Genomic DNA, 25,232 nt, shown 5'->3' with positions numbered 1-25,232 from the left:
TATTCTTATTATACAGAATTATCAGATTTTGGCAAGCTTAAATTAACTTAACTTGCATACCAGATGGATTCAATGGTTTGAGCGATCGCCATCGCCTCATCTTGCCGATTCCCATGCGATCGCGCATCCCATACAACTGTAACATGACCCAATTTCCTACCGGGACGCGATTCACTCTTACCATACCAATGCACATAAGCACCAGTAATTTGTGCCAGTTTTTCTCGCTTGGTTAAATAGTCAGATTGCGCGTTTTCATACCCCAGTAGGTTTACCATAATCGCACCGTCGCAATTAAGGGAAGTATTACCTAAAGGGAGTTGACAAACTGCTCGTAAATGTTGTTCAAACTGGGAAGTTTCGCAAGCGTCGATGGTGAAGTGTCCAGAATTGTGAGTGCGGGGTGCAATTTCATTGACTAACACTTTGTCATCCTTAGTTAAAAATAATTCAATACCAAAGATACCCACTGCTTGTAAACTATTGAGGAGAGAGTGTGCGATCGCTTCCGCTTGTTTTGCTACTTCTAAACTCACATCAGCGGGAGCAATAACCCGCCGACAAACTTGATTTTCCTGCTGAGTTTCAACTATTGGATAAATTGCCACTTCCCCAGTTACGGAACGAGCCGCAATTATCGCTAATTCGCGCTCAAAAGGCACGAATTCTTCAAGTAATAATGGCTGATTTCCTAACTTAGCCATTATTGAGTTTAAACTCGCTTCATCTTTAACAATAAACGTACCTTGACCATCATAACCGTGACGACGAGCTTTGAGAACCACTGGAAATGGAATTGGTAATTGGTAATTGGTAATTGGTAATTGGTTTTCTCCTGCTTTTGTATTGCTATTTTCTCTATTTATTATTCCCCCCTCCCAAAACTTCGGAGTTGGTAAACCTAAATCTCGCAGATAACAACGTTGGTGATACTTATCTAATAAAGGTGCTAGTGCTGACAAACTGGGTCGAAAGATTACCCCTTGCTTTTCCAGGGTAGATAACGCTTCTAAGTCAATAAACTCATTCTCAAAAGTAATCGCATCAGCACGATTTGCTAACTCGGCAGTTGCCAGAGCATCATCAATAGATGCTAACACAATATCCGCCGCTACTGTTGCCGCTGGATCGGTGGCATTCGGTGTTTGAATTAGTAATTTTACTCCTAATTTTGCGGCTGCATCTGCCATCATCCATGCTAGTTGTCCGCCGCCGATGACACCTACCCGCTTGATTTCTTGAGATTGATTAGTAGCAATTTGACTGACTTTCATCGATCTTCCCCCTTGGAGGGCCCCACTGTATCTGTACCGCTGTCAGTGGTGGGAGGAAAAGGGGGGCAAGGTTTATGCTGCATAAGAATAACCATCCTTTCGGTGAATAATCGAGCAATATTTGTAGCTAATTCCTGACACCAACTCTGATGCAGAAATATTAAATGAACCCGTCGATCTAACTGCAACACGCCCAACGTATTTACCCACCTTCTTACCAGAAGTAACAACTGCTTTGACCATATCTCCCGTCTGGAAACCTTTGACAAATTTAACCCTGGGAACATAACGAGATGGAAATCCAAACTTGTCAGTGCGACACATTTGGCGGGTTCCATGCCCATTGGCTTGAATTAATAGGGGTTTAGTTGTTAAAACTTCCAAAGATTCAACTTGTCCAACACAAGCCGCATCCAGCCAGTGAGTCTTAGGCAAATTCAATCGAGTACGATTGAACTTAGTCAAGCCACCACTGCCAGTAGAACTTGGCAAGCCTGTTTCTTTAAGTCGATTAAACAATGCCCAACGAGTTGAATTAACGGCTGCTGCATCTTTAAGTGGACGTTTTGCTTGAGAAAGAATGCGTTTTAGAATCTCTGGCTTTTTAGCTAAGAATTGCTCAATATCTTGAGTCCCTTTCTTGATATTGCACTTTTCGCAAGCAAGGCAAAGATTAGAGATCCGGTTAGTTCCGCCCTTTGCTTTGGGATGAATATGCTCAATTTGTAAAGGCACATTTTCAACGCCGCAGTAAGCGCATTTCCTGTCCCATTTGCTAAGAAGATATTCACGAACTTCGTACCCAAATAAAGTGCCTTGCTGATATTGAACGCCTGATATTTCAGGGTTTTCTAGCTGTTGTAAATCGAACCGTACAAGTTCTTGGGCAACTGAACCAATAGGAGCAAGACGGATCAGCCTATTCACCCAGGTCAAAGTAGTTTCAACGCGGTGCTGTAAGCTTGGCGCTAACCAACCTTTGGGGCGGGTTCGGTTTAGAAACCTGGCTTGACGGTAGCGAGTATTTCGATTTCGCCTTGCTCTACGCAGTAAGCGTCGAGATTCAAGACTGGCTTTAATTGCCTGACCTCTATGGGTTAATTCTGCACCAAAGATGACTTTTTCTCCTTGCACTAATGCGATACCAGTTGTTTTACTGCCAGGATCTATTTTTAGAGCGATTCGTTCTGGGGTTGTTATTACCTCCACTTTGAGGATTATGGTAAATGGATACCTTCTAAAAACAGCCGATGAGCCATTAGTTAGCAATTTACGAGCCATACCTGGTCGTATTGGATTAAGCGGTCGTTTTTGGGTATCAAGTACGAAAACAAAATTAGACATTTTCAGTCCTCCCTTGCGGGGTAATGTTAGCTTCGTCAATGTTTAAGGTCGGTAACTATCTCAAAAGCACTGGTTTAACCCTTAAACCTGTTTAACTTTTAAGTTCTAGAGCAGAGAACTAGCTTCGCATTCCCTGGTAGGTCTTTAACGCTTACCTTAAACGTAGTCAGTTAAGACTTAGACTGGTCAACTCGGCTATGAGCAAGCCCCCACTATATGGGTACTCCGATTAGTGGTGGGTCGTTGACACCTATAAACCTACTTCCTATACTCATTTTATAGTAAAATGGTCAATATATATAGTCAAGTAAATAAACATCAATAAATGCTTCTAGGACTTCTACAGTGGGCAATCGCCGACAATTATCTATAACTCTGAGTGACAACTTTTCTGCGGCGTTCGCCTACTGTAGCTTTAATAATGTCAGGTATTCTGCTGTTAGTGCCTAAGTTTTGTGAGAGTTAAATTATTCGATACTTGCTACCACAAATGCAAATATGGCTGGCGACGTTTTACTATTATAAAGAAAAATCAGGTATTTACGAATAAATCAGAGGTAAGGACAACGTGAAAGTTTTAGTAGTAGGAAACGGAGGCCGGGAACACGCGATCGCAACAAAACTGCTGCAATCAGGCAAAATTGAACAAGTATTCTGTGCCCCTGGCAATGGCGGAACCGCCACCCTCAAAGGTTGCCAAAATCTCCCCCTTCCAGTAGATGACTTTGAGGGCATGGAACGAGCCATCTTAGAGCATGATATCTCCTTAGTCGCCGTTGGCCCCGAAGTCCCCCTATCTCTAGGCATTGCTGACTACTTCCAACAGCGAAATATTCCCGTTTTTGGCCCCATCCAAGCAGGGGCTCAAATTGAAGCGAGTAAATCCTGGGCCAAAGATTTGATGCTGGAAGCCGGTATTCCCACCGCCAAATCAGGCACATTTACTGATGCTGATTCTGCTAAAGCTTACATCGCCGTCCAGGGAGTGCCGATCGTTGTCAAAGCCGATGGGCTCGCTGCGGGTAAAGGTGTCACAGTTGCCACCACCCTAGAAATGGCTGAAAGTGCCATTGATGCTATCTTTGGCGGGGAGTTTGGTACTGAGAATATTCGCGCCGTAGTTGAAGAATTTTTAAGCGGTCAAGAAGTCTCAATCTTAGCTTTAACTGATGGTTTGACCATTGTACCGCTGTTGCCTGCCCAAGACCATAAGGCGATCGGCAACGGCGACACGGGCCCCAACACTGGCGGGATGGGAGCCTACGCCCCTGCACCCATTGTCACACCTGCCCTGATGCAGCGGATTCAGACAGAAATTCTACAGCCGACCTTGACAATATTACAAAAGCGTGGTATAGACTACCGGGGTGTTCTTTACGCAGGTTTGATGATTTCCCCAGAAGGCGAGCCCAAAGTCTTAGAGTTTAACTGTCGCTTCGGCGATCCCGAAACTCAACCCATCTTGTCCTTGCTGGAAACGCCCCTCGAAGACATCATGCTGGCTTGTTGTCAACAGCGTTTAGGGGAATTCCCCGCCCTGAGTTGGAAACCGGGGGCGGCTGTTTGTGTGGTGCTGGCCGCTGGCGGCTATCCAGGGATTTATGAGAAAGGTAAAGTAATTACCGGGATTGAGCAAGCCGAAGCTTTGGGGGCGACTGTCTTTCACGCCGGGACTAAGCTGAAAGAGCAGCTAATTACTGACGGGGGGCGGGTTTTAGGGGTAACTGCGGTCGGCGAAACCTTTGAGGTTGCCATCAAAAAAGCTTACGCAGCCGTTGATTGTATCCAGTTTGAAGGGGCTTACTGCCGCCGGGACATTGGACACCGAGCGATGAAAAATTAAAATTTAATAATTAAAATTTAAAAATGTAACAATAAAGTCTGGATTTGCACTTGTCCTCTGGCAAGATATAAAAATCCAATTTTTTAATTTTACATTTTTAATTTTTAATTACCCAAATGCTGGCCTTCCTCAAAAACATCGGAGAAATAATAGCCCATTGGTGGTCGGAGTTTACTCTCCAGACGCGGCTGATGGCGGGAGCCACACTGGTAGTCTCCTTGATTATGAGCGGCCTGACCTTCTGGGCGGTCAACACCATTCAACTAGATGCCCACCTCAATGACACCCGCTACGGCCGCGATCTCGGTCTGCTGCTGGCTGCCAATGTCGCCCCTTTAATTGCCCAAAACGATCGCACAGAAGTAGCCCGCTTTTCCCGGCAATTCTACGGCAGCACCTCTAGCATTCGATATATCCTCTACGCCGACGATGCTGGCGAAATCTACCTCGGCTTACCCTTTTCTGAGTCAGAGGTAGAAACTTCTCTGACTCTCCGTCGCCGGATTCAACTTCCCGATACTTTTACCGCCAATCTTGAAGAGGTCAATTTCACCCCTGAGCCCTTAGTAAAGCAGCACTTAACTCCCGCAGGGGAAGTGACTGACGTATTTGTTCCCCTCGTCCACGAGGGCAAATATTTAGGAGTTTTAGCGATCGGCATTAATCCTAATCCTACAGCCGTCATTTCCTCAAATTTAACTAGGGATGTCACCTTAGCAGTGTTTGTCACAATTTGGGTGATGGTAATTTTAGGGGCAGTATTTAACGCTTTGACGATTACTCAGCCGATTAAAGAATTAGTTTTTGGCGTTAAAAACATTGCTTCCGGTAACTTTAAACAGCGAGTTGATTTGCCTTTAGGCGGTGAATTAGGGGAATTGATTTGTAGCTTTAATGAGATGGCTGAAAAGCTGGAAAGCTATGAAGAGCAAAACATTGAAGAATTGACAGCGGAAAAAGCTAAACTGGAAACCCTGGTTTCTACTATTGCTGACGGTGCGGTGTTGCTGGATGCTAATTTGTACATCATTTTAGTTAACCCGACCGCGCGGCGAATCTTTGGCTGGGAATATAAGAATGTAATTGGGGAAAATGTTTTAAATTACTTACCTGCGGAGGTACAGCTAGAGGTAGCTAGGCCATTGTATCAAATTGCTGGTGGCGATCGCGAAGGGGGAGAATTTCGCTGTTCGCTTACAGAACCAATTAATCGCACTGTGAGAATTCTTGTTACTACTGTAACTTTACATAAAGCACCGGGTTCAGAACCGCTGTGTAAAAGTTGTCTCCATGAAGAAAGAAATACCTGTACCGAGGCCCCGCGCCCCGATGCTTTTGAATGTTCCTTATACTTTGAAAGTGCTAAATCTCACCTTCCAGAAGAGTATCGAGACAACCTGAAAGGGATTGCGATGACGATACAGGATATTACTCGCGAAGTAGAACTAAATGAAGCTAAGAGTCAATTTATTAGCAATGTTTCTCACGAATTAAGAACGCCTTTGTTTAATATTAAATCATTTATCGAAACTCTCCACGAGTACGGGGAAGACCTCAGCGAGGCTGAACGTCGCGAATTTCTAGAAACGGCAAATCATGAGACTGACCGCCTCACTCGCCTGGTTAACGATGTATTAGATTTGTCGCGGTTGGAATCTTGCCGAATTTATCATTTTGACGGTGTTGATATTGCCCAAGCTGTAGAGCAAACCTTACGTACTTATCAACTCAATGCTAAAGATAAAGGTATTGAATTGATTCAGGAACTTGACCCGGATTTACCAGCGGTTTTAGGTCATTACGATTTGTTGTTACAAGTGTTTGCGAATCTGGTTGGTAATGCTTTGAAATTTACTCATTCGGGAGGGAAGATTGCGATTCGCGCTTCTCAGTTAGATGTGGAAGTAAGGGAGGATAAATATGAAGTTGCTAATGAGGAATCTTCCCCAGGAAACTATTCTCTATCACACGCAGTACCGCCTTCTAAGCTGGTGCGGATTGAGATTTCTGATACGGGAATTGGTATTGATGCAGAGGATCAAGAGGCAATCTTTGACCGTTTCTTCCGGGTGGAAAATCGGGTGCATACTTTGGAAGGTACTGGGTTGGGGCTTTCAATTGTGAGGAATATTATTGATAAGCATCATACTAAGGTGCATTTAGTTAGTGAGGTTGGGGTTGGTACTACTTTCTGGTTTGATTTAATGGTTTATCAGCAAAAATAAATAGGGTAATTGGTAATTGGTAATTGGTAATTGGTAATTGGTAATGGCTACAGGATTTATACAAATAGGACTTACGCAGGTCGTCGCAGAAACCGGGTTTTTGAGAGAATCTGTGGTCATAACGAAGTATTTTCGTCAAAAAACCCGGTTTCTTTGGTTGGGTACATAAACTCTGACAAAATATCTGTAACGCTGCTGTCCCGGCGGTTTCTTTACCGCCAAGATGGCGGCGTTACGTAAAGTGTCTAAGTGAAATACCCGGCCAGGTATCAATTGGCTGACTCGATTTAACAATCTGCATCCCCGCCTTGGCAAACCTCGCAAAAGCAGCATTCGCTTGTTCTGTAAAATCAATTATATCGGCAACAACAACGGGCGAAGTACAATCTTCTAGCAGATAAACTTTCTTAGCTAATTTAGAATCTCGTGCCATAATTTCTGTTAGCAAATCCTCAATTGTCCAAGCAACACAATGACTCTTAGCTTGTCCGGCAATAATTACCGTGTCATATTCCAGTAATTTCTGAATAAAAAGCAGATTTTTTTGAGCAATAGGACGACCATCTGCACTATCTAAAACTTCTGGCCGCAGGACTGAATAATTTTCTGTGAGGGGATTGCTACCTTTAATTTCAAAAAGAGTTTGGCTATTGCGGGCTATATTGTGAAAAAATATCGCTTCTTCAACTGCGGATACTAAGGCGTGTCCAATACCTCCTAACATGGAGTGATAGGGCCAAATTGTGAGAGGATATTTACCGTTATCGCTCAGTTTTTGAACGTAGTGCAAGGCGTGTTTTTGCAAGGCTAAATAGTTTCCATCAGCGATGCTGTAACTGATAGCAGGATTCACTTTCCAGATGCCTGTTTGCACATCATTTAGTGTCACCATTGTAGCGGCTGGTACTGGGTGTTCTCCTGCGTCATTAATCCAAAATATCGGATGGAAAATTTGCATCGCTGTGTGGGTATCCATTGTAGGTGCAATGGCTGTAATTACACCTAAATTGCGATAAATAAATTCGCACAATCGCACGTTGTCATCGACCGCACCAGTACCAGAATGACCTGCAACAAATAATTCAAAGTTGGGAATACAAAAAGTGTTTTGGGCATCGATTATCATTAGACAAATGCGGGTTTTATCTTCTGCTGCTGGTCGGATGCTGTTTTGTTTTGCCCATTGTTTTGCATCTATTGCCCTGTTTTGATAGGGTACTCGCCAGACTTCTCCAACTTTTTTGGGGTCGAAGTAAGAAGGAATTTGTAGTTGAGTTTGTGCTGTCATTGTGATTTCCCTACAAACAACTGCTGCAATCCGCTATATATTAGTGTTATTGATACACCTCTAGCTTAGTGTCGATAAAACACATTGTCAAGAGTAGCTAGAAAAATTCCCAATCCCTAATTCCCATGACTTACACCTACGAATTTCCCAGACCTGCACTTACCGTCGATTGCGTCGTCTTTGGATTGGATGAAGACAACCTGCTAAAAATCATGCTGATTCAGCGGAAACTGCCACCTTTTCAGGGACAATGGGCTCTACCTGGGGGCTTTGTGCGGATTGAGGAAAACCTCGAAGCAGCGGCGCGGCGGGAATTGCGCGAGGAAACGGGCATTAAAAATGTATTTTTAGAGCAACTTTATACCTATGGTGATGTTAATCGAGATCCGCGCGATCGCGTTGTCACTGTCGCCTATTTCGCCTTAATCAATTTATCGGAGCACCCGATTGATGCCGCAACTGATGCGACAGATGCCGCTTGGTTTCCCGCTACTAAAAAGCCGCCACTTCCTTTCGACCACGAGCAAATTTTAGCAACAGCTCTTGCTAGACTAAAAGGCAAAGTTCGTTATGAACCCATTGGGTTTGAACTTTTACCAAAAAAATTCACCCTCACCCAACTCCAGAAGCTTTATGAAACAATTTTAGAGCAAAAACTAGATAAGCGAAATTTCCGTAAAAAAATTCTTAAAATGGAGCTTTTAGTAGCGCTAGATGAAACCGAAACCGGAGTTGCCCATCGCGCCGCAAGACTTTATAAATTTGACGAACGCAAATATCATAAATTAAAACAAAAAGGATTTAATTTTGAACTATAATCGGGGTCAATGCTTGCTAAGGAGGTAAAAGTAACATGATATCCAGCTTATGGGCTACTACCTTAAAATTAATCAACTCAATGCCCGCAAGAGCTTATCTTTTGACTGCGATCGTTATTTTCGCTATTTCGGGCTCAGTTATTCGTAAATTAACAGAAATAGGCGCTCAAAACTTAATTAATGGCAGGAATCCTATTTCATTTTGCAATGTTTTATTTGCAGGAAATATTTGTGCTTTGCTGGTTCTAATTTTCGTCTATTACCGACAATGGAATCTGCCTGCATTAAAACAGCTTTCTAGAAAAAATTGGCTAAGTCTAAGCGTAGTTGCTATCCTCGAAGGAGCTTTAGCGCCCACCTTAATTTTTACAGCTCTGGCTGTGACAATGGTCAATAATGTCATTTTGATCGGGCGCATCGAGCCACCTTTAACTTTAATTTTATCAGTATTATTGCTACGAGAACGAGTAAATCGGTGGGTTGTTGGCGGTGCAATTGCTTCATTTATTGGCGTTATTCTAACAATATTACTTCAAACTCCCGATGACAACATTGTAAAAATGGGAGGCGCTATTCATATAGGACAAGGTGAATTAATGACCGCTGGGTGGGCTGTATGTATAGCTATTTCCACTATTATTAGTAAAGCAAAACTTGGCCAAATACCGTTGGGAATATTTACCGTATTTAGAACATTTATAGGTACAATTATCTTTTTTGCAATTGTTATGGTGCAATATGGCCCAATTCATTTTATTGATATTTTCTCGCCTTTATTATGGCAATGGATGTTATTCTATGGAATTGTCATTGTTGTGGGTGGTCAATTATGTTTTTTTACTGGGTTAAAAAAATCTACCGCATCCGAAGTTTCATTAGCTAGCTCTTTTGGCCCCATTGCTGGAATTTTAGCCTCTTACTTAATTTTAGGAGAATTACCTAGCATTGCTCAATATATTGGTGGTACTGTTATTATGGCGGGCATCATATTAACCCAAATAGGAGTTGTTCGCCAAAGCACTAAAACTCCAGTTACAATGCAGAGTATTAGTGCTATGGAAATTGATAGAGAAGTTGGTTTTAAAGGAGTGTAAAACAATTTTTAAAAAATGCAAGATTTTCTCAATCCCCTCTTTAAGTTCAGTAAATTTTTCTGTCAACTAAGAGCATAAATTTATGTTAGAACAACCACCAAGTAGTGCAAATAGAACCATAAAAAATAGCGTTAAATTTTTCTTAATTGCCTCATTAGTTGCGCTCGTTAGCATTTTAGCACGAGCTACCAATATCCAAGAACTTTTAAGAAGCGGATTGATCTGGATTGAGCAGCTTGGATTTTGGGGGCCAGTAGCATTTATTGTTGTGTATAATCTAGCTACTGTTTTATTTATTCCCGGTTCTATCCTCACACTAGGAGGAGGCTTTATTTTTGGCATTGTTTGGGGTTCAATATATGTTTTTCTTGCCGCAACTTTAGGTGCTACTTTAGCTTTTTTGATCGGTCGATACTTATCTCGCAACTGGGTAGCAAAAAAAATTGAGAAGTACCCAAAGTTCAAAGCAATTGATGAAGCTGTTGGTCGAGAAGGATTTAAAATAGTTTTTTTAACACGCCTTTCTCCCATCTTTCCTTTCAATCTTTTAAATTATGCTTTGGGAGTAACGCAAGTTTCCTTAAAAGACTATGTTCTAGGTTCACTTGGTATGATTCCAGGGACTATGATGTACGTTTACCTCGGTTCTTTAGGGGGAGAAATGGCTATAATAGAAAGAGCCTGTTATGCTGTAAATAGCCAAGCATCCGCCGTAAATTTACTTATTAATGGGATCGGTTTGATTGCCACTGTTGCTGTCAGCCTTTATACAGCTAGGATTGCTCGTAAAAGTTTAGAAGCCAATATTTAATAGGAGAATTTGCCATGTCAAGCTCGAAAAGCAATCGCCTAAATATATCGCCAATGGATGTACACAACCAAAGATTAGTTTCTTATTTACATCCGCCAGATTGGGTAAATCCTCAACCAGTTAGCCGTTATAATTTAGTGGTAATAGGAGCTGGGCCAGCAGGATTAATCGTTGCCGCAGGTGCAGCAGGTTTAGGTGCAAAAGTTGCTTTAGTTGAAAAACATTTAATGGGTGGCGATTGTTTAAATGTCGGTTGCGTGCCGTCAAAATGTCTGATTAGTTCCTCCGTTATTGTTGCTAATATTAGAGATGCGAAGCGATTTGGCATTGGAGTTCCTGATAATATAGAAGTGGATTTTGCCGCCGTAATGGAAAGACTGCGGCGGTTAAGAGCAGGAATAAGTGATGTGGATTCAGCTCAACGCTATCAAGAAAAATTAGGTGTTGATGTTTTTCTAGGAGCGGGTCGTTTCTCCAGTGATGATACCATCGAAGTAGCAGGTAAAACTCTACGTTTTAAAAAGGCAGTAATTGCTACAGGTGCGAGAGCATTGCAACCACAAATTCCAGGTATAGAAGAAGCTGGATATCTTACTAATGAAACAGTATTTAACCTTACAGAACAGCCGAAACGTTTAGCAATAATTGGCGGCGGGCCCATTGGTTCCGAATTAGCTCAAGCCTTTCAGCGATTGGGTTCCGAAGTAGTGTTGCTACATAAAAATGCTCACATTTTAGACCGCGAAGATACTGATGCCGCAGAAATTGTTCAGCAGGCTTTTATCCGAGAAGGAATTCAGCTAATTTTACAATCTAAAATTAAGAGGATTGAGCTAACAAACGCAGGTAAAGTTATCTATTATCAATCCCATAACCAGGAAGATGCAATCACTGTTGATGAAATTCTAGTTAGTGCGGGACGTTCCCCGAACGTGGAAACCTTAAACCTTGAAGCTGTCGGCGTTAAATACGATACAAAAAGTGGGGTGTTTGTCAATGACAACCTGCAAACCAGTAATCCTCGTATTTATGCTGCTGGCGATGTTTGCATGAACTGGAAATTTACTCATGCTGCTGATTTTGCCGCCAGAATTGTCATTCAAAATACTCTATTTTTAGGACGTAAAAAACTTAGCGCTTTGACAATGCCTTGGTGTACTTACACAGACCCGGAGATTGCTCATGTAGGAATGTATGAGCAAGAAGCTAAGGAAAAAGGGATTGAGATAAATACATTTTTTATTCCTTTTAGTCAGGTAGATAGAGCTGTTACTGATGGGGAAGAAGAAGGATTTGTAAAAATTCACGTCAAGAAAGGTAGCGATAAAATTTTAGGTGCAACAATTGTGGCTAGAAACGCCGGCGAAATGATTAGCGAAATAACTCTGGCAATGGTTAACAATATTGGTTTAGGAAAAATTGCTAGCGTGATTCATCCTTATCCAACTCAAGCGGATGCAATTCGCAAAGCTGCGGATGCTTACAATCGTACTCGGTTGACACCTTTTGTAAAAAAACTGTTTTCTCAGTGGCTAACTTGGACGCGATAGGTGTTAATAAGTATATGAATAAATTAAAGGTAATAATGTCATTATAAGCCTAACAATTTCATTGCGAGCGAAGCGAAGCAATCGCATAGCATCGAGATTGCTTCGCTCTGAACTTATTAGAAATCACCTTCAGCGACCTGAAATACAGTCAAACCTAATGACCTCCACATATCAACAACTTGCTGACGGTCATCCAAGACAAAACGAATATTAAATTTTCCTGCGATATGTTGGCGGTAAAATTCCTCCTTAATAATCGAATCTTTCCGCTGGTCTCCATTCTTTCGCATATAAATATTAGTATATTTTACCTCATATTGCTGCAACCATTTTTCAGTTTGAGGTTGATAGTTATCTGTGCGACCCGATAGCACGATAACATTAATACTTGACTGCCACTTGCGAACAGTTTCAAGCACTGGTTGATTCGGTAAATCGCGTTCGCAATTAGACGCATCATACGGATTTCTACCATTTAGTAAAGCTAATGTACCATCCATATCAACTATGATAGCATCTGGGAGTTCGGGGTTATATTCTGGAGGCGGTACGGGAACGCGGAGGTATTTATTATACATTTTCATAATTACATCTTTGCCAACTGAATTGAGTCTTTTTAAATCGCGTTTAATACATTCTTCTAGAGGAACCTGGAGAAAAGAATCATTAACTTCAACGACAGCTTGACCTTTAACTAGCGCTTTGATATGTTCGATATGCGGCCCAAAGTTGGTATCGTCAACAATCACATTTTTACCAGATTCTAGGGCCATCAAAATTGCGGCATCTCGGAGTTGAAGAATAAACTTTTCATTGGCGGGAGACCAATAAGAAGCGTGAGCCATTTCTCGCAAAAGGTCTTTATTTGTTCGCACCCATCTACCGGGTTCTGATAACAGTAGGTCATTAGCAAATTTAGATTTTCCAGAAGCGGGTAAACCCACAAGTATAATGACTCTTTTCATAGTAATTGGTAATTGGTAATTGGTGATTGGTAGTGGCTGGTTATATTTTGCTAGTAATCACTAACCACTAACTACTAACTATTAACTAACTCATCAAGTTTAGCAATTGGGAATGTGTATTATCATTATAACCCCAGATTAATGTATTCTAACCCTAAAAGTTCCTCTGCTTTCTGAATAGTAGCATTACGTAAAGATTCTTTGACGCTAGCAATTTTTCCAGACCTCAAAGAAAACAAAATCCCAGAATAGGGTAAGTGCTTGATAGCTAAGGCGAAATCTTTCTGGTTTTCGATATGTTGATATTGCCGATAAACTTCCTCTACTTCTTGAATTAAAGATAGATATCTATTTTTAACTTTCTCGTAAAGTTCTGTCCACTCAGGGAAATAAGATAAAAACTCCTCTCCTTCATTTGTTAGTATAATCTCGATCATTCTGCGGGTAGAAAATCCTTCCCTAAGATGAGAAATTGCGACATATTGGGGAGACTTAACTTTGACTCTGTTGAAGTTACCATCGCAGATGATATATCCTTCAGAATTCATCGGATCTAAATGTTCAGCAGCTTTGATAACTTCTGTCCAGCTAGTTAAAGGATAGGATGCAACTAATTCCCATCCATATTTTTCTGTCCAAATACTAGGGTCAGACTCTAAAAGTGTTTGAATATTTCTCACTCCATGTAGTATAATTTGATTGTCTTTTTGCTGAACAACTATCCGGTTGTAAGGAGTCATTAATTCAAAGATAAAACATTGCTCAGTTTCTTGCGGTAACTGATATCCTAGTTCGTTCCAAACTTTCCAGAATAGTTCCGCAAAAGTAAAGCCAAAACCGTTAACTTCACCGCTAGCGTCAGGAGTGCCGCTAGTTTGTACTCTCCACTCGCCATCGTAGAAATAAATAACAGTGAGAGAACCGTCTAGTTTTTCATACACTTTGGCACTACTCCAGTCAATCGGAGTAGCATGAATTTCCCCATAATTAAAGAATTTGTTATAAGGATAAGAAATTATTTGCCAATCTTGAGATGAGTCTAAGATAATACCTCGGCACTGCTGGACTATTTTTTCACCCAGAGGAGATTCAATCTGGGAGTATTTCAGACAGACGAGGTGAGGATATTTCTGATGTCGGGATAATTTGATATGATAAGTGCTGCATAAGCTATCTAATCCATGCTGACGCAAATAATCTTGTAGTTCCATGATGATTTTCTAAAGGGGAACGTACTATTTATTATCTATTATGTGGTAACGAAAGGCAATGAAAGAGTTGAGAGGTAATTACCTCTCCTTTCTACCTGAAAATCTATTATGCTCCCGTATTTAATAGTATCATTATCAATAGTTTAAGGCAATGGGTGTAAAAAAGTTAGGACTTACGCAGGTCGTCCCAGAAACCGGGTTTTTGAGAGAATATGTCGGTAACAACGAAGTATTTTCGTCAAAAAAACTGGTTTCTTTAGTTGGGTGCGTGAGTTCTGAAAGTATACTTTTTAGGTAGTAAGGAGTAAACAAATGAAGACTAGATTGCTGATTTTGGGAAGTTATGCGTGTTTGTTAAGTGCTCTGGCGATGCCATCTGGAGTTCTTGGTTTTGGGGAATTGGATAGAGAATCACTAAATCGGGTAGCAGATATCCCGGTAGTAAGCAACTTAATTGCCCAAGCGGATGCTACTGTTCCCATTGGTCAAATTTTGCCACAATTAAAAGGTAAGACGCAAGTACCAATTTTTCTACCCAGTCAGGTTCCTTTTTCACAAAAGCTTTACTTTCATCCTCAAGCGAGGGCGGATGGTTATAGTGTTTATATAGATTATACTGCTAATTGCCGAGGAACTACTGCTTGTAGTGCTGGTGGAATTGGAGCTCAAAAAGGTGGTGAATTTACGGAGAGAATGGAAGGGGTAACGAAGACCTTAAAAAACATTCAATTGGCGAAGGGAACTAAGGGCGTTTTTCACAATGGTTGTGGGGCTTACTGTACTGCTTCAGTTGAATGGAAATTTCAGGGAGTTTTGTATACGGTAGCACTTAAGAATGGGCGGGAAGCAAATGCGGTAAAAATTGCCAATTCTGCTATTGAAGCCGGGCGGCGTTAAGTTTTGAATAAAGGCTTGTTTCTAAATACTAAGTTCTAAGCTTGTGTCTAGTAAACAAGCTTTTTTAGTTGAGATTGTTTAAAATTGCAGGAAGATGTTATAATTAGGAGACTTACAAATTGCTCCGGTAACGTCGCCCTCTGGGGGGAATTGAACCGCCTAGAGGGTGGCGTTACCAACAATTAGAGAACAAGTTGGTTGGTATAAAAATTGCGTTCAACTTATTTATTAGTAACTCATGGTAGCCGCGATCCTAGACCACAATTAGGTCTGGAAAAGTTAGCTAAATTGTTGTCTGAACGTTTGGCTGTATTGGCAAATTATTCCCAAAACTCGCCTGTTGTGGGAACTGCTACGCTGGAATTTGGATCGAGTTCATTACACGAACAAATCTGCCAATTTGGGGAATATACCCTATCTCTTGGGTTACAGGATGTGCAAGTTTTGCCGATGTTTTTATTGCCGGGAGTTCACCTTCAGGAAGATATACCGACAGAGGTAAAAATCGCACAGCAAATAATAGGCGAAAAGGTGATAATTAACTTGCGATCGCATTTGGGTTCCCAGAGCGCAAGTTTAACTAACTGGGTCGCAGGGCAGATGACATCTGCTAGAATGCAGGCATGGATTTTACTATCTCACGGGAGTCGCCGCACGGGTGGGAATTTGCCTGTTGAGGAAATAGCCGCTAAAGTTAACGCGGTGACTGCTTATTGGTCTGTACCGCCGAGTTTGGAAGCACAAATTACAAGTTTAGTTCACAGTGGACATCAGCAAATAGGGATTGTGCCTTATTTTTTATTTGAGGGGGGAATCACTGATGCGATCGCGCAAAAAGTGGAACAACTAAAGCAGCAGTTTCCACTTGCTGAATTGCATCTGACTAACCCTCTGGGAGTAAGTGTAGAATTAGCAGATTTGATTCGAGATTTGATTGAAAAATGAACCTTACCAAGCTAAACAAAAAGGAGAATAACTGTTTGGGAAAAGTCTATTTAGTCGGTGCGGGGCCAGGAGATCCTGGTTTGATGACATTGAAGGGTAAAACTCTGTTAGAGTGCGCTGATGCTGTTATTTATGATGCCTTAGTCAGTCCCCAAATTTTGGCGATGATTAATCCGCAAGCAGAGCGAATTGATGCTGGCAAACGCATGGGTCGCCATTCGCTATTGCAGGAAGAAACAACTCAGTTATTGATAGAAAAAGCTCAAGTTCACGCGATAGTTGTACGGTTAAAAGGCGGCGATCCGTTTATTTTTGGTCGCGGTGGCGAAGAGATGGAAGAGTTGCTGAATGCTGGCGTACCTGTGGAAGTTGTACCGGGAGTGACTTCTGGGATTGCCGCGCCTGCTTATGCGGGAATTCCTCTAACTCATCGACTTTACAGTTCTTCGGTGACGTTTGTAACCGGTCACGAGATGGCGGGGAAATATCGGCCGGAGGTGAATTGGAGTGCGATCGCACGCGGTTCAGAGACGATTGTGATTTATATGGGAATTCACAATTTGACTTATATTATTGACCAGTTGACAGCAGCAGGATTGAGCGCGGATACTCCGATCGCTTTGGTACGATGGGGGACGCGGCCGGAACAGGAAGAATTAATCGGTAGTTTGTCTACAATTGGGGAGAAAATGAACGCCGCTAAGTTTGCTGCACCCGCGATCGCAGTTATTGGCAATGTCGTTAAGCTGCACGCTGTGTTGTCGGAATGCCGTTAACTTTGTAGGGTTGGTGCTGCTTTAATTGATAACGAGAAATTGATAACCAGAGTGCGATCGTCCTTAGCGATTGAGGCTACTAATGTGCTGTGCTGCATAGCGATCGCTTGCAAAATTAGAAAGATGTTGGCGTAGCCAATGCGAAGGGATTACGCTGATAAAAGCCTTTTCTATGTAAATCAGGACTTACGCACCAGTGAGAAGAGTATTGAGTATTTTTACGCCAAGGGTTCTAAGCACTTTGGCGTTTACTATAGTTTCTAAATTTTTCAGCTATAATCAATGATTATTATGAATTTGGTATCCAGCCATGAATAATAATGTTGACCATCAAGAAATAGGGCGGACTGATACTACTTTGGAGGGGGCAGCACATTTATTATTTGCTGTGGGAGGTGGGGCGAAAACTTAGTATGGATATAGAAGGATAAAGTTAAATTTAGGGCGCAATTGTGGAGCCAAGTTATATCCAGAAAAGTCAAGAACTATATAATCTTGCCGAGCCGGAGTATGAACGGTATTATTATAATGAGGATAGTGGTGGGTTTGTACTGCTCCATCAAGGTCATAACACCAATCATTCTGAGTTATTTGTGGCTCTTGTCTTTGCCAGACTTGGGAGGAGGGTGAAGCTATTAAGTGAGCAAGCACCATCAGGAGTTAAGACACCTGATGCTGAGATTGATGGAGAAATCTGGGAGTTTAAGGAATTAAGTGCAGAGGCAGTTAATATCGGTAACGCATTTCAACGAGGGGTGGCTATTGCCAAAAAACGCGCTCCGAATCTAGGATATCATATAAATACGACAGTTGAGATTAAAGAGGTCAATAAAGGACTGGCTAGAGCGCTAGTTTGGGATACAGAAAAGCTGCTGAAAAGAATTGAATTGATTTTTAATGATGGAACAGTTCAGACATTGACTAGGGAGGAATTAGATCGTGGACAAAATTTTCGATAGCATCAAAGAAAGAATAGAGTTGGGGTTGAAAAACAATATTCCTGTCGAATCAAGGTTGATGATGGCAGGAGAAATTGTCTATGCAGCAGAGAGACAAGATTTAACGCCAAAAGAAGCGAGAAGCTTGGAAGAATTACTAGGTTTATCGGCTATTATTAAGGATTATTCAGCAGTTAGAGAGCAGGCTATTTTTGGGGAGTTTATTGAAGACTAATCATTTAGATTCAAAAAGAAAGTATTAGAGGTGGAGTATCTTTGGTAGCGGTCTAGATAGCCAAAAATGGGTTAAATAGCTACTAGACAAATATGCCGGAGAGGTTTAAGAGTTAATGGCATTAACTCCAAATAAACACCGCTTTTATCAACGGGGAGCAAGGTCGCAACCCAGATTCAGTCTAGCTCTTAGCTCTCTTTATTACCCCCTCAGCTCGAAGAGCCAGCAAGGAAACTAATGCGAATTTCATTTGATCTTGATGATACTCTTATTTGTTATCAGAAAAATATTCCATCTGAACCCAATCGGATACCATTTTTTTTCAAGGCGTGGATTAATGAACCGTTGCGGTTAGGGTCATGCAAATTGATGAAACAATTGAAGCAATACGGGTGTGAAATATGGATTTACACATCTTCGTATCGCTCCCCTTGTTTAATCCGCTTGTGGTTGCGTTTTTATGGCATTCATATAAGAGGGGTTATTAATCAGGCTGTCCATAATACCTATCTACGTCGCAATTCAGGCTATCAGCGGGTAAGTAAGAACCCTAAAGCCTTTGGTATCGATCTTCATGTGGATGATTCTGAAGGAGTAAGATTGGAAGGGGAAAAGTATGGTTTTGAAGTTGTTGTGATTTCCCCAGAAGATCGCAATTGGAATCTAGCAGTTCTTGAAGCTGTCCGAAATGCGAGCGCCCTTAGCGATTGAGGCTACTCATGTGCTGTGCTGCATAGCGATCGCCTGCTGCGCCACCCTGGGGTGCAATCTCCTCAATTCGTTGCAATTCCTCCTCAGTAAAAGTAATCTCCCCTGCTGCAACATTTTCCTCCAAATAAGTGCGGCGTTTGGTTCCCGGTATCGGTACAATATCCTCACCCTTCGCCAATAACCAAGCTAAAGCCAGTTGACTAGCACTTACTCCTTTTTCCGTTGCGATCGCCTTCAATAGTTCCACCAACTCCAGATTTTTGTAGAAATTTTCACCCTGAAATCGAGGCGAATTGCGGCGATAATCATCGGGTGCTAAATCATCGGGGTGCTTAAATGCGCCTGACAAAAAGCCCCGTCCTAGCGGACTATAGGCAACAAAACCCATGCCTAATTCCCGCACAGTGGGCAAAATTTCATCTTCTACATCGCGACTCCACAGCGAATATTCAGTCTGCAAAGCCGTAATTGGATGTACGGCAAAAGCCCGCCTAATTGTGGCTGGCGCGGCTTCTGACAGACCCAGGTAACGCACTTTACCCTGTTGTACTAACTCTGCCATTGCCCCTACTGTATCTTCGATCGGCACAGTGGGATCGACGCGGTGCTGGTAATACAAATCGATCGTATCAATACCTAGCCGTTTTAAAGACGCATCGCAGGCTTGATGCACGTACTCAGGTTTACCACTTATTCCCAACCAGCCGCCATCTGCACTGCGGACATTGCCAAACTTAGTGGCTAATATTACTCGATCGCGGCGATCGCGAATTGCCCGTCCGACTAACTCTTCATTAGTAAAAGGGCCGTACATATCCGCTGTATCGAGGAAATTAACGCCCAAATCGAGAGCATGGTGAATAGTTGCGATCGCCTCATTTTCATCGCGACCGCTGTAAAATTCTGACATCCCCATGCAGCCGAGTCCCAGTTCTGAAACCACAAGCCCTTGATTGCCCAGTTTTCTTGTTTTCATAAATGCTCTTTACAGAATGGGTAACATCTATTTTAGCTTGGCGATCGCTGCGATCTATAGCAACCGCTAAGGCGGTTACGATGCTCAGGGCTAGGGGCTAGGGCTTTTTTCTTGCCTCGTTGTATCCTAGAAAATAGGTAAAAAATAGGCAATTGCCTACAGCAGTGCGCTCCGCGCAATCGCAAACACTTAACGCTCATGAACCCAGGAGACTTAAGTAACGAACAGTGGGAGACGTTAACACCGCTACTTCCCCCACTCAAACCCCGAACAGGTAAACCCAATCGCGACCACCGACAAGTGGTGAACGGCATTCTCTGGATACGAGCGAACAGGAGCCCCCTGGCGAGACCTACCAGAACGTTATGGAAAATGGGAAAGTGTGACCACAAGGTTCTATCGGTGGCAAAAAGCCAATATTTGGCAGCAACTCTTAGAACGTCTGCAAGCCTCGGCCGATCGAGAAGGAAACTTAGATTGTCCGGTTCATTACATGGAACAAGGAGCAGTAAGCGCGTTCGGGTGCAGGTCATCTGCGTCTACGTCCGCAAAGAGTCGTAGGAGATAAAGGCTACACAGGTCGTCGCATCCGTAGTTATTTCACAGAGGCGAGGTATCCGTTTTACCATCCCACGACTGTCAAATGAACCCCGTCAAGGTTCTTTTAGTCGTGAAATCTACCGTCAACGTAACATTGTGGAACGTGCTCTCAACCCACTCAAGCAATGAAGACGTATTGCTAGCCGATATGAGAAGTTGGCCGCAAATTATACAGCTATGATTACGATCGCCTGCGTTCTGTTGTGGTTGTAGTTTGAAAACACGCCCCCCTAGCCCCTAACCGCCTTGGCGGTTGCATATCTCAAAAACAATGATTGTTCTCGGCTATTTAGTCATTACTCTGCTGGTTTTCTGCATTTGGTTCGCAAAGTTTTGGGGCGATACTACCACCCCAAAGGATGACCGCATATCTTGGATAGCTTTAGCGATTGGCCCTCTGTTCTGGCCTATAGTTTTACCGTTCTCAATTCTGGAATTGGCTAGTAAAAAGAGTCAAGCGCAGAAAATAGTAGAGGATGACGAAATTCCAGAAATTATGGAGGGCGATGATGGCGCTAGCGACCATCCGCATCCGATAGTAACCCATTCTCCATCAGAATAATATAAATGTCGGTATGCCTTAAGGTAGGTTTCAGATTCGTGCTTAATACTACATTTAAGACAATTAAGCGCTGCTAATTCCTGAAGTTGCGAGTATTAAGGCGATAGCTGAGTGCCAGATCAAGGTTTCTCTACTCACTCTTTCCAGAATCTTTCTTTAGTCGGATACCGAATAAATGCTAAAGGAGGGATTATGAAGTTGGTAATTGGTAATCGCTGGTAATTGACCGCAGCGCTAACCCAATTAAAAACTGCTAGAGAACGATTACTGTTTTAATAACCAGGGGTTCTTAAATGAATACAATGTCTGATAAGCCAATTTATCGAGTGCTGAATGCTTTGTCAATCCTAGCGCTGACATACTATGCAGCTACTTCACTTCATTATATTTTTGAGAGCGAAGCGGCTATTAAACTCTCTAGCTATGAGACAGCGACTTCAACCCTACTAACAGGAAAATAGGGAGTAGAAGAGGCAGATAAATAATTTTCACAGGACAATTTAACTGGTGCGTGTGGAGCAAATTTAACTTGAGACTGGTGTAATATCTTTTCACCAGAAAATGAATTCCCTCCCCAGATGTCAATGCTCGAAAGTGTTTTTTCTCGACCAGAAGCTAGTTTTGTGAGACTGTTAGCACTGCAAATCGAGGAAATAGTTAAGTAATATATTGAAAACCATTATAATTTTAAGGCCGATCTAGCTTAACTTATAGCCCTATCTCATTCTAGTCTGGCTGAGCAAACAGGAGCGATCGCGCTAAAAATCTCTCAGTAAGAGCTACGGGTAGGATTTGTAGCAATATATACTTTTATAGTTGTGGATACTGTGGAAATTACTGAGGGGACAGTATCCAGAGGTATAATTCCTAAGCTTGTTGCGTCAACTTTGGCCTAACGCTCAACCGCAGTTTTGACTTTTGCTCCAGAATTTGCGTAACAATCAGTCATACTACTTGACTTTTCTTGATATTTTTCCTTTAATAAAGCAAGTTAGTTAAAAAGCTTGTGGATGCACAGGTTAACAACCAACTAAGCAAATTGTCAAACTTTCTGGCAATTTACAATTGAAAAAATTGTCGTAGGAGGGGAACTATTTTTTCGGTTGCACGGTCTGTCAAAAACAGAGTCCAGTGTTTATTCGCGTTCCTGTTCTAAGCAAGTATTTACAATTACTTGCCTTTTAAGTAGGTGAAGGCAGCGCGATTCATCCAGGGGGGAGCGATGAGACCAAAAACCTTCCTCTGTAAGATCCGGCTCTTGTTGTAGTTAAAATCACTAGCCTTGCTCGTGATGTCTATGATAGACTCGCATTCATCTAAGTGGATTATTTTGGTTAGGAGGAGAGAGTTGTGGAGTCGAGAGTCCAGTGTAGAAAGCATTCCAGCTTCGCTACTGAACGGAGCAAGGAATTGCCTCCGGCCCCAAGGCTCTCTAATGACAAGTTAAATTACGTGACAGCTTATACCAGCCGGGTCAATGAGGGTCTCAACCGCTATCCGGTTTGATTTTTTGAATCCCACTGGAGGGAAAAGTGTATTGTAGAAAAATGATTCTTGCAAATCTTAAGGAGGAGTGTAAATGACACAGGTAACTAACCCTACTCAACCGGCGAGTTCAACGCCCAATGCTCAAGGTGGTCTTGATATTGTAGGCGTAGCCGGCGATAACAGACTAAGTGGCAGCTCAGGCAGCGATAGCATCCAAACCTTTGGCGGCAACGATCTGATCAATGCTGGTGCTGGCAACGATTACGCAGCTACTAGCACTGGCAGCGATACCGTCGTAGCAGGCTCTGGCAACGATACTGTCTACGGCGGCAAAGGCAATGATGTCGTTGACGGTGGAGACGGTAACGATTTTGTCGTTGGCGGCTTTGGCGGAGACACGCTTTCTGGCGGCGGTGGCGATGACGTGATTTACGCTGACGATCTAGGTCGCCCTGGTAATATTTCTGGAGGCGCTGACAATTTAAGCTGCGGCACCGGCTCTGACCGAGCCTTTGGTCTGGTAGGTGAAGACATCATCAGCGGTGATGACGGCAACGATACCGTCTATGGCGGTAAAGGTGGTGACACGATCAATGGCGGTGCTGGGAATGACTTCCTGGCTGGCGATCGCGGAGCTGACATCCTGACTGGTGGTACTGGTAATGATACATTCGCCTTTACTGCTCAGGCTACCGGTACTGGCATAGACACGATTACTGACTTCACTCCCGCAGAAGATAAGATTGCACTTGCTAAGGCTGCCTTCGGTGGTCTAGGTGGTACTTTCGATCCGACAGAGTTTGTAGTCCAGGCTAACTTCAACCCGAATGCTCCGGGTAGCACTGCTAACAAAGTCATCTACGACCCCAACAGCGGTTTGTTGTACTACAACACTGGCAACGGAGTTCAAGCCTTGGCTCAACTGCAAGGTGGACTTACTATCACTTCCAGCAACTTCGAGTTGTTCTAAAACGGCTTTTGAAGATGAGGATAGTCCTGATGTACTCCAAAAGGCTATCCTCACTTATCCAAGAAATCCAATTATGACGATCAGTGTGCGAGAGCTTGAAACTCTATGCACACTTTCTTATATGTTTTAGAAATAGGGCTTATGCGATGTTATAATCGATTTAATTTGTCACTTATATATTGACGGCGGACATAAAAAATGGTATGGAGTTTGATAAACGTTGGATAGTTCGCGATCGCTACGGCAATGATATTTATTTAACCTATGATGAAGTCAGCGATACCCTGACAATTTCCTTTGCATCAGGCGTACCAGCAACCGGAATAGAATTGACGGATCATATACTATTACGTATCAGCAAAACTGAACGCAAAGCCATCAGTATTGTTCTTTTTGAATACTCTGTATTAGCTCAAAAAACAGAGATCGGAATCAGGAGTTTCCCCATTGCAGCAGGATTATCGCGACTAGCAAGAGAAATGCAAGAAATTGTCTTTGAAATATTACTGCAAAAACCAGTATGTGATTTTTTGCATCTCTCAGCTTACACGCTGTCACTGGTGGAAACAATTCCAATAATTTCTCTGCAACATATCCGAGTGGCCATGAGTGAAGTATAATTGCTCAAAAAGAAGGGAGGGTGTTTGAGCGTTGAGCGAGCGATTATTGGCATGAAAATTGAAGAATCTATTAAACAAGCTCAAACTTATTTGGCTCAGGGAAATGTGACAGGGGCGATCGCGATTTGTCAACAAGTCATTGAGCAACAGCCGGATGCGATCGCAGCTTACATGATTTTGGGAGAGGCCCTAGAAGCTCAAGGCGAGCCGACGGGAGCCAGAGACGCTTATACTAAAGTGCTAGAACTCGATCCCCAGTTTGCCCTTGCTCATGCTTACTTAGGTCAATTATATGCAGAATATTGGTGGTTGGATGAAGCTGCTTACCACTACCAGCAAGCTCTGATCCTTAAACCCGACTGGTCAGAGGTACACTACAATCTGGGGAATGTATTTCAGAAGCAGGGAAATTTACCGGGGGCTGTTGGTAGCTACCGCGCGGCGATCGCTCTCAGGCCAAATTATGCTGATGCTTATTATAATTTAGGTCTGGTTTTTGACCAACAGAATGAGTTAGGGGCGGCCGTTGAAAGCTATGCCCAGGTAATTGCGATCGCGCCTAAATATGTGAAAGCATACAGTAATTTGGGCTGTACTCTGGTTAAACAGGGGAAATTTGAAGAGGCGATCGCGATTTATCAACAAGGAATTGCCGTCAAGCCAGACTGGGCTACTCTCCACAATAACCTCGGTCAAGTGCTGCTAGAGAAAAAGCCAGAAGATGCGATCGCCGCCTACCGTCGAGCCCTTGAACTCGAACCTGACATGGAGTTGGCTCATTATAACTTAGGTAAAGCTTGGCAAATGCAAAGCCGCCACGAACAGGCCGTCTCATGTTTTCAGCGAGTAATAGAACTCAACCCCAATTACATTTCAGCTTATACTGACTGTGGTTTTTCTCTGATGGCACTGGGGAAAATTGCCTCAGCAATGCCCTATTTTCACCAGGCGATCGATCTTAAACCTGAATTTGTTGAGGCTTATTGTGAATTGGTAGAGGCGAGGGCGATCGCATCTAGTCAAGAACAAGATGAATTACAACAGGCGAATGCTGCTTGTTATCTATTTCTCAGAGCACTAATGGGGCCGAA

Annotated in this window: 23 protein-coding genes and 1 pseudogene; 18 read left to right on the top strand and 6 right to left on the bottom strand. The window is 42.7% G+C overall.

All coding sequences use genetic code 11. The annotated features are described in order from the left end of the window. Positions 1–47 precede the first annotated feature (47 nt). Both OSCI_RS06480 and iscB read right to left on the bottom strand, forming a co-directional pair. Positions 48–1,274 carry a 5-(carboxyamino)imidazole ribonucleotide synthase gene (locus OSCI_RS06480; protein ID WP_007354081.1) on the bottom strand — a complete coding sequence of 409 codons (1,227 nt, stop codon included), beginning with the start codon at positions 1,272–1,274 and terminating at the stop codon, positions 48–50. A 72-nt stretch (positions 1,275–1,346) separates the two neighbouring features. Beyond that, positions 1,347–2,618: an RNA-guided endonuclease IscB gene (iscB, locus tag OSCI_RS06475; RefSeq protein WP_007354080.1), complete on the bottom strand. Its 1,272-nt coding sequence runs from the start codon at positions 2,616–2,618 to the stop codon at positions 1,347–1,349. Positions 2,619–3,186: 568 nt separating this feature from the next. On the opposite strand from iscB, the gene purD reads away from it, so the two are divergent. Both purD and OSCI_RS06465 read left to right on the top strand, forming a co-directional pair. Then, the gene (purD, locus tag OSCI_RS06470) at positions 3,187–4,461 is read left to right on the top strand and encodes a phosphoribosylamine--glycine ligase (RefSeq protein WP_007354079.1); all 1,275 of its coding nucleotides are present in this window, start codon (positions 3,187–3,189) and stop codon (positions 4,459–4,461) included. 116 nt (positions 4,462–4,577) lie between these two features. Continuing rightward, positions 4,578–6,686: an ATP-binding protein gene (locus OSCI_RS06465; protein ID WP_007354078.1), complete on the top strand. Its 2,109-nt coding sequence runs from the start codon at positions 4,578–4,580 to the stop codon at positions 6,684–6,686. Positions 6,687–6,918: 232 nt separating this feature from the next. Here OSCI_RS06465 and OSCI_RS06460 read toward each other — a convergent pair whose 3' ends face one another. Continuing rightward, positions 6,919–7,974, bottom strand: a complete 1,056-nt coding sequence (locus tag OSCI_RS06460; protein WP_007354077.1) for a hypothetical protein — start codon at positions 7,972–7,974, stop codon at positions 6,919–6,921. A gap of 125 nt (positions 7,975–8,099) precedes the next feature. Here OSCI_RS06460 and OSCI_RS06455 point away from each other — a divergent pair, with 125 nt between their 5' ends. The 4 genes from OSCI_RS06455 (at position 8,100) to OSCI_RS06440 (ending at position 12,247) form a co-directional block, all read left to right on the top strand. Continuing rightward, positions 8,100–8,792 carry an NUDIX hydrolase gene (locus OSCI_RS06455; RefSeq protein ID WP_007354076.1) on the top strand — a complete coding sequence of 231 codons (693 nt, stop codon included), beginning with the start codon at positions 8,100–8,102 and terminating at the stop codon, positions 8,790–8,792. 80 nt (positions 8,793–8,872) lie between these two features. Continuing rightward, on the top strand, positions 8,873–9,886 hold the full coding sequence (locus tag OSCI_RS06450) for a DMT family transporter (RefSeq protein WP_234708711.1): 1,014 nt from the start codon (positions 8,873–8,875) through the stop codon (positions 9,884–9,886). An 82-nt stretch (positions 9,887–9,968) separates the two neighbouring features. After that, complete coding sequence (locus OSCI_RS06445; protein ID WP_007354074.1) at positions 9,969–10,697, top strand: TVP38/TMEM64 family protein; 729 nt, start codon at positions 9,969–9,971, stop codon at positions 10,695–10,697. 14 nt (positions 10,698–10,711) lie between these two features. Beyond that, positions 10,712–12,247 (top strand): mercuric reductase, encoded by a 1,536-nt coding sequence (locus tag OSCI_RS06440; protein ID WP_019487072.1) that lies wholly within the window; start codon positions 10,712–10,714, stop codon positions 12,245–12,247. Positions 12,248–12,363: 116 nt separating this feature from the next. Here OSCI_RS06440 and OSCI_RS06435 read toward each other — a convergent pair whose 3' ends face one another. Together OSCI_RS06435 and OSCI_RS06430 are read right to left on the bottom strand one after the other, a co-directional pair. After that, positions 12,364–13,212, bottom strand: a complete 849-nt coding sequence (locus tag OSCI_RS06435) for an AAA family ATPase (RefSeq protein WP_026103674.1) — start codon at positions 13,210–13,212, stop codon at positions 12,364–12,366. Between the two features lie 125 nt (positions 13,213–13,337). Then, positions 13,338–14,423 carry a T4 RnlA family RNA ligase gene (locus OSCI_RS06430; protein ID WP_007354071.1) on the bottom strand — a complete coding sequence of 362 codons (1,086 nt, stop codon included), beginning with the start codon at positions 14,421–14,423 and terminating at the stop codon, positions 13,338–13,340. 312 nt (positions 14,424–14,735) lie between these two features. Between OSCI_RS06430 and OSCI_RS06425 the strand changes: the two genes are divergently transcribed. From OSCI_RS06425 to OSCI_RS06400, 6 genes are all read left to right on the top strand, one after another. Continuing rightward, entirely contained in the window at positions 14,736–15,320 is a 585-nt protein-coding gene (locus OSCI_RS06425; protein WP_007354069.1) for a hypothetical protein, read from the top strand. Positions 15,321–15,530: 210 nt separating this feature from the next. Beyond that, complete coding sequence (locus OSCI_RS06420) at positions 15,531–16,265, top strand: sirohydrochlorin chelatase (RefSeq protein ID WP_007354068.1); 735 nt, start codon at positions 15,531–15,533, stop codon at positions 16,263–16,265. Next, entirely contained in the window at positions 16,262–17,041 is a 780-nt protein-coding gene (gene cobA, locus OSCI_RS06415) for a uroporphyrinogen-III C-methyltransferase (RefSeq protein WP_019487073.1), read from the top strand. The genes OSCI_RS06420 and cobA overlap by 4 nt, the downstream gene beginning before the upstream one ends. Before the next feature lie 452 nt (positions 17,042–17,493). Next, complete coding sequence (locus OSCI_RS06410; protein ID WP_007354066.1) at positions 17,494–18,000, top strand: hypothetical protein; 507 nt, start codon at positions 17,494–17,496, stop codon at positions 17,998–18,000. Beyond that, positions 17,981–18,214: a hypothetical protein gene (locus OSCI_RS06405; RefSeq protein WP_007354065.1), complete on the top strand. Its 234-nt coding sequence runs from the start codon at positions 17,981–17,983 to the stop codon at positions 18,212–18,214. Before OSCI_RS06410 ends, OSCI_RS06405 begins: the two co-directional genes overlap by 20 nt. Before the next feature lie 237 nt (positions 18,215–18,451). Beyond that, on the top strand, positions 18,452–18,925 hold the full coding sequence (locus OSCI_RS06400; protein ID WP_007354064.1) for a hypothetical protein: 474 nt from the start codon (positions 18,452–18,454) through the stop codon (positions 18,923–18,925). Here OSCI_RS06400 and OSCI_RS06395 read toward each other — a convergent pair. Next, complete coding sequence (locus tag OSCI_RS06395; protein WP_007354063.1) at positions 18,915–19,901, bottom strand: aldo/keto reductase; 987 nt, start codon at positions 19,899–19,901, stop codon at positions 18,915–18,917. The two genes, OSCI_RS06400 and OSCI_RS06395, sit on opposite strands and share 11 nt — an antisense overlap. Before the next feature lie 198 nt (positions 19,902–20,099). On the opposite strand from OSCI_RS06395, the pseudogene OSCI_RS29000 reads away from it, so the two are divergent. The 6 genes and pseudogenes from OSCI_RS29000 to OSCI_RS06375 form a co-directional block, all read left to right on the top strand. Beyond that, a pseudogene (locus tag OSCI_RS29000) lies at positions 20,100–20,714 on the top strand (IS5 family transposase). Between the two features lie 58 nt (positions 20,715–20,772). After that, positions 20,773–21,063: a hypothetical protein gene (locus tag OSCI_RS06390; protein ID WP_007354061.1), complete on the top strand. Its 291-nt coding sequence runs from the start codon at positions 20,773–20,775 to the stop codon at positions 21,061–21,063. 293 nt (positions 21,064–21,356) lie between these two features. Beyond that, positions 21,357–21,524 (top strand): hypothetical protein, encoded by a 168-nt coding sequence (locus OSCI_RS30590; RefSeq protein ID WP_007354060.1) that lies wholly within the window; start codon positions 21,357–21,359, stop codon positions 21,522–21,524. A gap of 1,118 nt (positions 21,525–22,642) precedes the next feature. Continuing rightward, positions 22,643–23,521, top strand: coding sequence for a calcium-binding protein (locus OSCI_RS06385; protein ID WP_007354059.1), 879 nt, complete (start codon positions 22,643–22,645; stop codon positions 23,519–23,521). A gap of 203 nt (positions 23,522–23,724) precedes the next feature. Then, positions 23,725–24,141, top strand: a complete 417-nt coding sequence (locus OSCI_RS06380) for a hypothetical protein (RefSeq protein ID WP_007354057.1) — start codon at positions 23,725–23,727, stop codon at positions 24,139–24,141. Positions 24,142–24,165: 24 nt separating this feature from the next. Further along, positions 24,166–25,232: tetratricopeptide repeat protein (locus OSCI_RS06375; RefSeq protein ID WP_234708710.1), on the top strand; the 1,067-nt coding region annotated here is incomplete at its 3' end.

Origin of the sequence: Kamptonema sp. PCC 6506 (assembly GCF_000180455.1) — a bacterium.
GTDB classification, from domain to species: domain Bacteria; phylum Cyanobacteriota; class Cyanobacteriia; order Cyanobacteriales; family Microcoleaceae; genus Kamptonema; species Kamptonema formosum.
Note: the sequence above shows the minus strand (reverse complement) of the source record. Positions and strands in the feature narration are given on the sequence as shown.